Origin of the sequence: Kitasatospora sp. MAP5-34, from assembly GCF_029894335.1 — a bacterium.
Taxonomy (GTDB): Bacteria; Actinomycetota; Actinomycetes; order Streptomycetales; family Streptomycetaceae; genus Kitasatospora.
The window spans coordinates 201374-212746 of record NZ_JARXZC010000002.1; the positions used below are offsets into that span (position 1 = coordinate 201374).

Here is an 11373-nt window from a genome sequence, read left to right on the forward strand (position 1 = left end):
GGCCGTGCACGCGACGGCTTCGGGGCAGGTGGAACCGGTACCAGTTCAGCCCGAGTGGGCAGCCGGGCCGATGGTCAGTAGCCGGGCCGCCGTGTGCAGGTCGGCACGGACCTCGGCGAGCGAGGTGCGGCCGGAGAGCCAGCCCAGCAGGGTCGCGTGCCAGGTGTGGCCGATGACCCGGAGGGCGGCCTGCTGCTCGGGGGTCGGTGCGGCGCCGAGCCGGGCGGCGTCCAGGACGATGGCCGAGGTGAGGCCGCTGACCTCGTCCACCTCGGTGCTCACCGAGCGGTCGGCGAAGGAGAGCGCCCGGACCATCGCCTCGGCGAGCCGGGGCTCGCGCTGGAGCGCGTGGAAGGCCTGGGTGAGCGTCTCGGCGACCCGCGCCGCCGGATCCTCGCCGGTCGGCGGGTGGCGGCGGACCCGCTCCTGCAGCTGCGTCAGCTGCACCTGCATCAGCGCGACCAGCAGGTGCACCTTGGACGGGAAGTACCGGTACAGCGTCCCGAGTGCGACCTGTGCGCTCTCGGCCACCTCGCGCATCTGCACCGCCTCGTACCCGCCCCTGGCGGCGAGCGCGGTGGCGGCGCGCAGGATGCGGCTGCGACGTTCGGCCTGGCGCGGGGTGAGCGGGCCGCCCGGTGCGATGTCGGTGGTCAAGGGGGCTCCCGGTGCGCGGCGTCTGGTGCGGGACAGTGGCTCGGCGTGGCGTGAATCACCAGCCCTGGCGCCGAAGGGGTAGCTACGGGCCGGTATCTTCGAGGTCTCTCATTGTTCACTTGCCCAACGATGAGCTCCGCACCACTCCGCATCACTCTGCACCACTCCGCACCATGAAACGTGATCTACTTTACCGCCGGTGTCCGCTCGGGTGAGGTAGGGATAGGGGCCCCAGGATGACCGCGCTGCCGCCACCGCTGCGGATCGCCCTGCTGTCCTACCGGGGTGACCCGTTCTGCGGCGGCCAGGGCGTCTACGTCCGCCACCTCTCGCGCGAGCTGGCCCGGCTCGGCCACCACGTGGACGTGATCGGAGCCCAGCCCTTCCCGGTGCTGGACGAGGTCGAGGGCCCCGGATCGGTCCGGCTGGTGGAGCTGCCCAGTCTCGACCTCTACCGCGCCGACGACCCCTTCCGGACGCCGAAGCTCAGCGAGTACCGGGGCCCGGTGGACGTGCTGGAGGTCGCGGGCATGCGCATCGGCGGCTTCCCCGAACCGCTGACCTTCTCGTTGCGGGCCCGGCAGTACCTCGCCCTGCACAAGGGCCGGTACGACGTCGTCCACGACAACCAGACCCTCGGCTACGGCCTGCTCGGCCTGGCGCGGCACGGCTTCCCGCTGGTCACCACCGTGCACCACCCCGTCACCGTGGACCGGCAGTTGGAGCTGGACGCCGCGCCGACCATGCTGCGCCGGCTCTCGCTGCGCCGCTGGTACGCCTTCACCCGGATGCAGCGTCGGGTCGTGCGGCGACTGGAGCACATCATCACCGTGTCCAGCAGCTCGAAGGCCGAGATCGCCGATCACCTGGGGGCCGCCCCCGGCGCGATCTCGGTGGTGCCGATCGGCGCGGACACCCGACTCTGGTCGCCGTCCGAGGACGTCGCCGTCGTCCCCGGCCGGATCGTCGCCACCTCCAGCGCGGACGTCCCGCTCAAGGGGCTGGTGTACCTGGTCGAGGCGTTGGCCAAGCTCCGTACCGAGCGGGACGCGCACCTGGTGGTGGTCTGCAAGCAGCGCGCGGACGGTCCGGTGGCGGAGGCCGTCCGGCGGTTCGGGCTGGAGTCGGCGATCGAGTTCCGCAGCGGGTTGACCGACCAGGAACTGGTCGACCTCTACCGTTCGGCCGAGGTCGCCTGCGTCCCCTCGCTCTACGAAGGCTTCTCGCTGCCCGCCGCCGAGGCGATGGCCACCGGCACCCCGCTGGTCGCCACCACCGGCGGCGCGATCCCCGAGGTGACCGGTCCGGACGGCGAGACCTGCCTCGCGGTGCCGCCCGGCGACGCCGGTGCGCTGGCCGTGGCGCTCGGCAGGCTGCTGGACGACCCCGAGCTGCGGGCCACGCTGGGCGCGGCCGGACGGGAGCGGGTGCTCGCCGGGTTCACCTGGCGGCGGGCCGCCGAGCTGACCGCCGACCGCTACCGTGCGGCCATCGCCACCGGGGCCGGGCAGCGCGCCCGCTCGGGTGCCGGCTGGCGTTACGTCGCCTGACGCTGCCCACCGAGCTGACATACCCCTGACCTACCGTCAACTCGCTTGCAGTACAGACTTCCTGCAGTAAAGCACCAACGAATGGGAGCCCCGCAGTGCTGACCGTCGATTTCTCCCGCTTCCCGCTCGCCCCCGGCGACCGGGTGCTCGACCTGGGCTGTGGCGGGGGCAGGCACGCGTTCGAGTGCTACCGGCGTGGTGCCGACGTGGTCGCGCTCGACCAGAACGGCGACGAGATCGCCGAGGTGCGCAAGTGGTTCGCCGCCATGAAGGAGGCCGGTGAGGCGCCGGCGGGTGCCTCGGCGGTGGCCATGGAGGGCAACGCGCTGGCGCTTCCGTTCGAGGACGAGAGCTTCGACAAGATCATCATCTCCGAGGTGATGGAGCACATCCCGGACGACAAGGGCGTGCTCGCCGAGATGGTCCGCGTCCTGAAGCCCGGCGGCGTGCTCGCCGTGACCGTGCCGCGCTGGCTGCCGGAGAAGATCTGCTGGGCGCTCTCCGACGAGTACCACGCCAACGAGGGCGGCCACATCCGGATCTACCGGGGCGACGAGCTGCTGGACAAGCTGCGCGAGGCCGGCCTGAACCCGTACGGCACCCACCACGCGCACGCGCTGCACTCGCCGTACTGGTGGATCAAGTGCGCGGTCGGCGTCGACAACGACAAGGCGCTGCCGGTCAAGGCGTACCACCAGCTGCTGGTCTGGGACATCGTCGGCACCCCGGTGATCAGCACGGTCCTCAAGGCCGCCGAGAAGGCGCTCAACCCCGCGATCGGCAAGAGCTTCGTCGCGTACGCCACCAAGCCCAACCGGCCCGGCGCGTGACCGCCGCCGTCCCCGAGGTGCTGCTGCTGGACGGCGTGCTGGACGCCGAGCAGGCCGCGGCGACCGTACGGAGCATCCTCGCCGACCAGCAGTCCGACGGCGCCATCCCGTGGTTCCAGGGCGGACACCTGGACCCGTGGGACCACACCGAGGCCGCGATGGCCCTCGATACGGCGGGCGAGCACGCCGCCGCCGAGGCCGCCTACCGCTGGCTGGTGTCGAGCCAGAACGCGGACGGCTCCTGGTACGCCGCCTACACGGACGGCGAGGTGACCAACGCGTCGAAGGAGACCAACTTCTGTGCGTACATAGCCGTCGGCGCCTGGCACCACCACCTGAGCTCCGGCGACGACGCGTTCCTGGAGTGGCTCTGGCCCACCGTCCGCCGCGCGCTCGACTTCACCGTGGCGCTGCGGCTGCCCGGCGGCCCGATCGCCTGGCGGCTGGACGAGGACGGCACCGCGCCGCAGGAGGCGCTGCTCACCGGCTCCTCCAGCATCCTGCACGCTCTGCGCTGCGGGCTCGCCATCGCCGACTACCTCGAAGAGCCCCAGCCCGACTGGGAGTTGGCGGCCGGACGGCTGGGTCACGCGGTGTCCCGGCACCCCGAGCGGTTCCTCGACAAGAACCGCTACTCGATGGACTGGTACTACCCCGTCCTCGGCACCGCACTGCGCGGAACGGCCGCCGCCGAGCGGATCGAACGGGACTGGGAACGCTTCGTCGTACCCGGCCTCGGTGTCCGCTGTGTCAGCGACCGCCCCTGGGTGACCGGCGGCGAGAGTGCCGAACTCGCCCTCGCCCTCTGGGCGGTGGGCCAGTCCGACCGCGCGGTGGAGATCCTGCGCTGGATCCAGCACCTGCGGCACACCGACGGCTCGTACTGGACGGGGTACGTCTTCGAGGACGACGCGATCTGGCCCGAGGAGCGCACCACCTGGACGGCCGGCGCGCTGCTGCTGGCGGTCGCCGCACTCGGCGGTGACCCCGCCACGGTCGCGGTCTTCGGCGGGGAGCAACTGCCGAGCGGACTGGTCGTCAGCGACTGCTGCTAGCGGCTCCGCCAACCGGCAACCGAGCAACCACAGAAGGGGCGCGGGGAACTGCGCGATTCGGAAGGCAACGGTCTGCAGCCTTCCGCCTCGCGCAGTTCCCCGCGCCCTTTGTGCGCTTCCCAGCCGGAGGCTAGCCGCGCTGGATGCCCGAGGTGTCGCTGAGCAGGCCGTGGGTGCCGTCCGGCAGCTGGGCGACCAGGGCCGCGCCGCGCTGCTCGACCGCCAGGTACCAGGTGCCCGGCACGAGTTCACCGACCGGCGGGCCCGCCGGGTTGTCCTTCGGGCTCAGCTGGCGGGGCACCGGCACGGCGAACCAGAACGGCGCGAAGTCGGCGGCCGGCGCGGCCGGCGCGGGCGTGGGAGCCGGTGCGGGCGTCGGGGTCGGTGTCGGGGTGGGCGTCGGCAGCGGGGACTGGTGGAGCTGCTCCTGCGACTGGCCGGGGGTGGGGTAGCCGTAGCCGCCCGCCTGGGGCTCGTACCCGCTGGGCTGCTGCGGCTGGCCGCCGTACCCCGGGGCCTGCTGGGCGCCGCCCTGCTGGCCCATCGGGGCACCAGGCTGGTAGCCGTAGTCGTACTGGCCGGACTGGCCCGGCTGGGTGGCGCCGGGGCCGGTGGCGCCGGGGTAGCCGCCCGGGGTGCCGGCGTAGCCCTGGACCTTGGGGGTGGCGGGCTTGTCGGTCAGCAGCGGGGCCTTCAGCGCGGGCACCAGGGGGCCTGCGGCGGCGGCGCCGGCGAGCACCAGCAGCGAGATGACCGCCAGGTAGGCACCGATGCCGCTGCTGACACCGGTACCGCCGCCCACGAGCGACCAGAGCGCCGACCAGAGCGCGGCGACCGAGAGCGCGGTGCCCCACTGGTCCAGCCGCAGGCCGAGCACCTGCCGGGTACCGGCGCTCTCACCCTGGAAACGCTGGAGCAGGATCAGCGCGGCACCACCCAGCCCCAGGAAGAAGACCGAGGGCAGGATCGGGAAGAGCCCGGTCGTCCAGGCGCTGGACGAGACCGAGGAGCAGGTGCCCTTCAGCAGGGGAGAGCACAGGCTGAAGGAACGGTACGGCAGGACGGAAGCGATGAGCAGTAGGACGGCCGCACCTGCGACGGCGGCGTCTCCCCTGGTGAGAGCGCGCAGATTCACGAACGTTCCCCTCGTTGGTGTGTCGTGGACGGCGGTATCGGGGCAAAAGCCTATGGCCAAGTTGTTCCCGGTTGCACAGCGGCCTACCGGAAGAGCTCCTGGCGGCCTGGTCAGCCCGCCGAACGGGCGGCGGCGGGTGTGGTCAGAAAGGCGGTCAGCCCGTCGGCGATGCCCTGGGCGGCCTTCTGGCGCCACTGCGGGTCCGTCATCCGCCCGGCGTCGCCCGGGTTCCGCATGTTGCCGCACTCGATGAACACCTTCGGCACCACCGAGAGGTTGAGCCCGCCCAGGTCGCTGCGGGTGTCGAGCCCCTGCTCGCCGAGGTAGTTCGAGTACGGCTCGCCGGTGGCGGCCTGGAACTGGTCGCGGACCAGCACCCCCAGCCGGTGGGAGGGCGCCACGATCGCCGAGGTGTCGGCCTTACCCGCGTTCACCTGGGCGGGCATGATCACGTGGAAGCCGCTGCCGGAGGCCGGCGCGCCGTCGCCGTGCACCGAGATCGCGGCGTCGGCGTGCGCGTCGTTGCCGATCTTGGCCCGCTCGTCGACACAGGGCCCCCAGGGCCGGTCGCCGTCCTGGGTGAACACGACCTTCGCGCCACGCGCCTGGAGGATCACCCGGACCCGCCGGGAGACATCGAGGGTGTAGTCGGCCTCGCTGTAGCCGGCGTCGGTCGAGGTCCCCGTGGTGTCGCACTCCTTGTGGCCGTTGCCCACGTCCACCTGGCTGTTGATCTCGGCGCTGTGGTCCACGTTGCCCGGGTTGTGCCCGGGGTCGATGAGGACGGTACGCCCGTTCAGCGGGCCGGCCGTCGGCGTGGGGGTAGCGGCCGGGAGGGACGGGGACGGCGCAGCGGCAAGGGTGGCGGGCCGGCTGCTCGGCGCGGTCGGGGTGACCACCTGGGCGGGAACCGCCGCCGGGGCGGCGGCGGCGCTGCTCGAGCCGTCGCCTGCCAGGGCCTGCCAGCCGAGCCAGCCCGCGAAGGACATCGGCAGGGCGGCGCAGAGGATGACGGTCAGACGGAAGCGGGTCGAGCGACGGTTGTCGGGGCGCTCGTCAGTGGTGCCGGTCACGGGTGGTTCAGATCCTGTCCCAGGTGCGAACTGTCAGGTTGAAGGTGGCCGCCAGTGGGGTCCACTTCGCCACGAAGTCCTTCTTGGACTGGGTGGCCTGCGGGTTGAGGTCGTTGGCTCGCTTCAGGTCGGCGGTGTTCGGGGCGGCGCCGCCGGTGCAGCCCTGGCTGCCGACGGTGTGGGCCCAGGCAGCGTACGCGCGATCGATGTCACCGGACTGTTGCCACGCGGTGCGCAGCGACTGCGCGGCGTCGGTCCCGCCCGGGAGGTCGGCCAGGTTGATCTTGGCCAGGTCGGCGATCAGCTGGTCGCGCTGGGTGGCACCGTCCTGGAAGACCTGGGCGGCACTTTCCACCTCGGCCTTCCCCGGGCAGCTGTCGACCTTCGCCACCGCGTTGCCGATCGGGGCCTTGGCGTTCTCGCCCCGGGCGAGCAGGTCGTCCAGGGCCTTGGCCTCGGCGGCGGCGCCCGGGCCCGCGCCCGAGGCGGACGCGCTCGGGGAGGGGCTGCTGCTCGCGTCCGCCGTCCCCGGCAGGGCCGACTGGGCTGGGTCGGGCTGCGTCGGCGCCGCCGGCGGCGTGGAGGTGGCCGGGGCGGGCTTCGCCTGTTCGGTCGATCCGTTATTGCTCTCCAGCGTCCAGACGGCACCGCCGCCCAGCACCACGACCAGCCCGACGGCGAGCGCGACGTACAGCGAGGTCCGGCTGCGGGGGCGCTCCTCGTGCTCGTACGGGGTGAGTTCCTCGTACGGGCGGTACTCCGTACCGGGCGGAAAGCCCGGGGGCGGGTACCCGTACCCGGCGGTGGGCGGGCTCGTGGGCGGGAACCCGGGAGCCGGGTACCCGTACCCGGGGGCCGGCGGCGGGAACCCGGTGGGGGGGAAGGCCGGGGACGGCGCCGGGGCGGCCGGGGTGGGGAAACCGGCGGAGTGGGCCGGGAAGCCGGGCGGGCCCGCCGGGGGAGCGGGGGGTGCCAGCGGGTAGCCGTAATCGGCGGACGCGTCGGCCGGGCGAGTCGGGTGAGCCGCCTGAGTCGGGTGAGCCTGGGGCGGCGGCGTCGGCAGATACGGGCGCGCGCCGAGCGGCGGGCCCTGGTCGCCGATCGCCCCCGGTGGCGACGCGGACTGCTGCTGTCGCTGCTCCGGGGCCGGCTGCGGCCGTACCCAGCCGCCCGCGCCACCCCGTGCGGTCGGATCCCAGACCGCTGGAGCGGTGTTGTCCTGGTCGGTCAAAGCCTGGCCCTCGCCCCCGCTGTCGTCCCGCGCCGCTGACGGCCGTCTCGTCCGGGTGTCCGCCGACACCGTACCGGCCGTTTCCGGCGGACGGTACGGCGGCACCCGGAGGAGCGGCCATGTGGATGGACGTTAGAGCATCGGCGATCGTGCCCGCAGGAGCCTGGAGAACTTCCGCCGTGGGCCGTGGGCCGTGGGCCGTGGGCCGTGGGCCGGGGCCCGGGCGTCAGCTGGGAAGGCAGACGCCCGTCCGGCGCAGTACCCGGAGCGAGCCGGTGACCGAGACCTCCTCGAAGCCCTCCGCGAGTGCCCGCAGGTAGACCCGGTACGGAGCCTGCCCGCCGTCGGCGGGGTCGGGGAAGACGTCGTGCACCACCAACAGCCCGTCCTCGGCGAGGTGCGGTGTCCAGCCCTCGTAGTCACCGGTGGCGTGCTCGTCGGTGTGACCGCCGTCGATGAAGACCAGCGCGAGCTTCCCGCCCCACACGGCGGCGACCTGCGGCGACCGGCCCACCAGCGCGATCACGTGGTCCTCCAGACCCGCGTGGTGCAGGGCGCGCCGGAAGTTCGGCAGGGTGTCCATCAGGCCGACCTCGGGATCGACCAGACCCGGGTCGTGGTACTCCCAGCCCGGCTGCTGCTCCTCGGAGCCCCGGTGGTGGTCCACTGTCAGCGCGACCGTCCCGGCCGTCCGGGCGGCGTCGGCGAGCAGGATCGCGGATCGGCCGCAGTAGGTGCCGATCTCCAGCACCGGCAGACCCGTCCGCCCCGCCGCCTCGACCGCCGCCGCGTACAGCGCCAGGCCCTCGTCCACCGGCATGAAGCCGGTCGCCGCCTCGAAGGCCGCCAGCACCTCGGGCGCCGGGCCGGTGTTCTCCCGGAGGTTGGTCATGGTGCTGCTCCTTGCTGCGGTGCGTACGGTGTCGAGTCTCTCGCGGACATTACTGCACGGTAGGCAAGGGGTGCCGTCAGTCGAGCAGCTCGCTCGCGACTCGCGCCCGGGCGGGGGCGAGCTCGGCCTCGATCGCCGCGATCTCGGTGGTGCTGAGGGTCACGGACGGCTGCTGGTCCGGCCGCCCGCCGAGCAGGCGGATCCGGAGGTGGGTCGGTGGGTGGGTCCGGTCGACCGAGCCCAGGTCGAGTGCGCTGAGCCGGCGCAGGCGCTCGCGTTCCAGCGGGGGGATCGAGGCGAACTGGTCGGCGAGTGACGTCCAGAAGTCGACGGCGGGCGGCTGGTCGCCGGGACGGCCGCTACGGCGGGGCCGGGGCGTGGCGCGGAGGCGCAGCAGCACGGTCTCGTAGGTCTGGTACAGCAGGAATGTCTCCAGCATGCCCTGCGCGGCGGCGGCCGAGGCGAGTTCGGCGGCCAGCGCGTCGGCCCGGTACTCGGCGCGCTGCCCGGAGCGGGTGGTGAGCCCGTCCAGCAGGTTCAGGACCGCACGGATCAGGTGGCACATCAGCCCCTGCACGGTACCCGCGATCATGGCGAACAGCAGGATTCTGCCGCGCTGCGGCCCGCGCCGGTCGGGCAGGAAGGCATCGTGCAGGGCCGCCAGAGTGTTGAGCGCGGTGCCCAGCCACAGGCCGCGCCGGGCGTCGCCGTTGACGTCGTGTCCGAACTCGTGCCCGAGCAGGGCGATCCGCTGCTGCGGCGTCAGGACGGTCCACAGCGGCAGCCCCAGGGTGAGCCGGCTCCGGCGGAGCAGGCCCGCCCTGCCGAACGAGGCGTTGAAGGACCGGGTCACCCGGATCACGTCCACGGGCTTGCCGCCCACTGCGGCGGCGGCCCGGTCGGCGAGCGCGTAGAGCGCGGGGGCGTCGGCGCGGCGCAGGACGGTCGCGTCGTCCTTCAGCCGGCCGAGGCGCGGACGCATGACGACTGTGACGACCAGGCCGAGCACGCCCAGCACGCGGACCGGCCACCGGTCGTCGCAGACCAGCGCGACCGACCCGGTGAACAGGACCAGCGTCAGCAGATGGACCAGGCCCGCGATGGTGGCGGCCGCGAACCAGCTCGCGTCACGAGTCCGCGCCGGACGGTCGGTCAGCGACTCGTACAGCTTCTCGACCCTGGCCCGGACGGTGGCCTGGCGCGCGGCCTCCCGCCGCTCGTCGCGCAGGGCCTTGCGCTGCTGACGGGGTGTCCGGTGGGGTACGGCGGGCGCGGCAGGCGCCAGGTTCCACTCGCAGCCGGGACACCAGCGGGGGAAGCGTTCGTCGACCTCCAGCTCGCTCCCGCAGGACGGGCAGGCGTGGGCCGGGGCGAGGCTGGGTGTCTGCATGAGGGGTGATCATGCCAGCAGGTGAGGGAACGGTGAAGGGTGGGGGCTCTCCGACCGGCAGGCCCGCCGTCTCGACGTGACTCCCGCTGAAGGAGACTCTGGACGAGGTCCCGGAAGCGGCAGGCGCTTCCACCACTACGTGATCCCCGGGAGCAGCCATATGCGCGCAGCGATCCTGCACCAGACCGGCCAGGACAAGCTGGAGGTCCGCGACGACGTCGAGACGGTCGGCTTCGGGCCCGGGAGGGTGCGGGTGCGCCTGCGGGCGACGAGTCTGTGTCACTCCGACCTGTCGGCGATGAGCGGGGTGCTGCCGCAACCCGCGCCGTTCGTGCCGGGGCACGAAGGCGCGGGTGATGTGACCGAGGTGGGGGAGGGCGTGGCCGGGGTCGCGGTCGGTGACCGGGTGGTGCTCTGCTGGATGCCGCCCTGCGGGGTCTGCCCGCACTGCCGTCGCGGGCAGGGCCACCTGTGCGTCACCAGCCTCCGGCGGCTCGGCGCGCCGGGTTTCACCTTCGGCTCCGGCGAGGCGGCGGTGGAGGCGTCCGGTTTCTACGGCACCGGGACGTTCGCGCAGGAGGTGGTGGTCCCGGCCGGGAGTGTGATCAAGGTGCCGGGCGACATGCCGTACGAGCTGGCGGCGCTGATCGGCTGCGGGGTGACCACCGGCGTCGGCGCGGCCGTGAACACCGCGCGGGTCGAGCCCGGCGCGTCGGTCGCCGTGATCGGCGCGGGCGGGGTCGGTGTCGCGGTGGTGCAGGGCGCGCGGGTCTGTGGTGCGGCGCGGATCACCGTGGTCGACCCGGTGGAGTCGCGGCGGGAGCGGGCACTCGGTTTCGGGGCCACCGATGCCGTCGCGCCCGAGGGGCTGAAGGCCGCCGCCAAGGGCCTGGAGGCGGGCGGGTACGACTACGTCTTCGAGGCCGTCGGCCGCGCGGCCACCGTGCGGGCCGCGTACGACGCCACCCGGCGTGGTGGGGCGGTGGTCGTGATCGGCGCCGGGGCGTGGGACGACCAGGTCGGCTTCAGCATGGCCGAGCTGTTCTTCAACGAGAAGCGGATCCTGCCGTCGATGTACGGCGGCGGTGACGTGCTGCGGACGGCCGCGCGGGTGATCGAACTCTGGCGGGCCGGCCGGATCGACCTGGCGGGGATGATCACCCACCGGGTCGGGCTGGCCGACGTGAACGAGGCGATCGCGCAGATGCGCAGCGGCGAGGCGCTGCGGACGGTGATCACGCTGGACTGACGGGCGCGTCGGCCGGCGGGGAGACCCCGCCGGCCGACGGTTGGGCTGGTCAGCGGCGGTGGCGGCCGTGCGGGTCGGCCTCCGAGGTGTCGTCGGGCGCGGTCACGCCCCGGTGGCGGCCGTGCACGGCGTCCGTGGCGGTGGCCTCGTCGGCGCCGGGCGTGGTGCTGTCGTGCTCGGTGGAGTCGGTGAGGGTTTCGGACATCAGTTCGTCTTCTCCGTGCGGGGTGCGGGGGTGCTGATCAGCGAAGCCGGCGTGCTGCCGGTCATCGGGCCGAGGCACGGCCGACAGTGCGGGACGTGCCTGTGCC

The 11373-nt window shown here is 73.4% G+C and carries 11 protein-coding genes; 4 read left to right on the top strand and 7 right to left on the bottom strand.

The window, feature by feature from the left end; translation table 11 throughout:
* Positions 1–45: 45 nt before the first annotated feature.
* Complete coding sequence (locus P3T29_RS02890; RefSeq protein WP_280714615.1) at positions 46–657, bottom strand: TetR family transcriptional regulator; 612 nt, start codon at positions 655–657, stop codon at positions 46–48.
* Between the two features lie 236 nt (positions 658–893).
* Between P3T29_RS02890 and P3T29_RS02895 the strand changes: the two genes are divergently transcribed.
* The 3 genes from P3T29_RS02895 (at position 894) to P3T29_RS02905 (ending at position 4092) form a co-directional block, all read left to right on the top strand.
* Entirely contained in the window at positions 894–2207 is a 1314-nt protein-coding gene (locus tag P3T29_RS02895) for a glycosyltransferase family 4 protein (protein WP_280714616.1), read from the top strand.
* Between the two features lie 95 nt (positions 2208–2302).
* A complete protein-coding gene (locus tag P3T29_RS02900) occupies positions 2303–3037 on the top strand; it encodes a class I SAM-dependent methyltransferase (protein ID WP_280714617.1) in 735 nt (244 codons plus the stop codon).
* Positions 3034–4092: a prenyltransferase gene (locus tag P3T29_RS02905; protein WP_280714618.1), complete on the top strand. Its 1059-nt coding sequence runs from the start codon at positions 3034–3036 to the stop codon at positions 4090–4092. The genes P3T29_RS02900 and P3T29_RS02905 overlap by 4 nt, the downstream gene beginning before the upstream one ends.
* Positions 4093–4222: 130 nt before the next feature.
* Here P3T29_RS02905 and P3T29_RS02910 read toward each other — a convergent pair whose 3' ends face one another.
* The 5 genes from P3T29_RS02910 to P3T29_RS02930 all read right to left on the bottom strand — a co-directional run bounded on the left by P3T29_RS02910 (position 4223) and on the right by P3T29_RS02930 (position 9813).
* Entirely contained in the window at positions 4223–5227 is a 1005-nt protein-coding gene (locus P3T29_RS02910) for a hypothetical protein (protein ID WP_280714619.1), read from the bottom strand.
* A gap of 110 nt (positions 5228–5337) precedes the next feature.
* Positions 5338–6300 carry an N-acetylmuramoyl-L-alanine amidase gene (locus P3T29_RS02915; protein ID WP_280714620.1) on the bottom strand — a complete coding sequence of 321 codons (963 nt, stop codon included), beginning with the start codon at positions 6298–6300 and terminating at the stop codon, positions 5338–5340.
* A gap of 7 nt (positions 6301–6307) precedes the next feature.
* Entirely contained in the window at positions 6308–7531 is a 1224-nt protein-coding gene (locus P3T29_RS02920) for a hypothetical protein (RefSeq protein WP_280714621.1), read from the bottom strand.
* 226 nt (positions 7532–7757) lie between these two features.
* Positions 7758–8423, bottom strand: coding sequence for a class I SAM-dependent methyltransferase (locus P3T29_RS02925; protein ID WP_280714622.1), 666 nt, complete (start codon positions 8421–8423; stop codon positions 7758–7760).
* Positions 8424–8499: 76 nt separating this feature from the next.
* Positions 8500–9813, bottom strand: coding sequence for a M48 family metallopeptidase (locus P3T29_RS02930; RefSeq protein WP_280714623.1), 1314 nt, complete (start codon positions 9811–9813; stop codon positions 8500–8502).
* Between the two features lie 160 nt (positions 9814–9973).
* Between P3T29_RS02930 and P3T29_RS02935 the strand changes: the two genes are divergently transcribed.
* Positions 9974–11062, top strand: coding sequence for an alcohol dehydrogenase catalytic domain-containing protein (locus P3T29_RS02935; protein ID WP_280714624.1), 1089 nt, complete (start codon positions 9974–9976; stop codon positions 11060–11062).
* A gap of 49 nt (positions 11063–11111) precedes the next feature.
* Here the strand turns inward: P3T29_RS02935 and P3T29_RS02940 are convergent, their stop codons facing one another.
* Positions 11112–11267 (bottom strand): hypothetical protein, encoded by a 156-nt coding sequence (locus P3T29_RS02940; protein WP_280714625.1) that lies wholly within the window; start codon positions 11265–11267, stop codon positions 11112–11114.
* Positions 11268–11373: the final 106 nt, after the last annotated feature.